Origin of the sequence: Microbacterium sp. ER1 (assembly GCF_023383675.1) — a bacterium.
GTDB lineage: Bacteria > Actinomycetota > Actinomycetes > Actinomycetales > Microbacteriaceae > Microbacterium.
This window is the reverse complement of sequence record NZ_QCXO01000088.1, coordinates 1-240: the sequence shown is the minus strand read 5'-3', so window position 1 is coordinate 240 and position 240 is coordinate 1. Positions and strand designations below refer to the sequence as shown.

The following is a 240-nucleotide window of genomic DNA, read 5'->3' as shown; positions in this document are numbered from 1 at the left end:
GCTCCGCACCGCGGTGCTCGCCCGGCTGGCCGAGCGTGGCCCCGACTGGCTGGCCGGTCAGCAGTCCGCCCGGGTGGCGACAGTGGTCACGAGTGGGCTGGACGCGCTCGACAACTACTTCGCGAGGTACCTGCCGCAGCTGCTGCTGACGGCGATCGCCACCCCGATCCTGGTGCTCGTGATGCTCTGGCAGGACCCCGCCAGCGGCATCACGGTCATCATCGTGCTGCCGCTGATCCC

The 240-nt window shown here is 70.8% G+C and carries 1 pseudogene; it reads left to right on the top strand.

The features are described from left to right. Positions 1–240 (top strand): annotated as a pseudogene (locus tag BV453_RS01865) (thiol reductant ABC exporter subunit CydD); the annotation flags it as partial.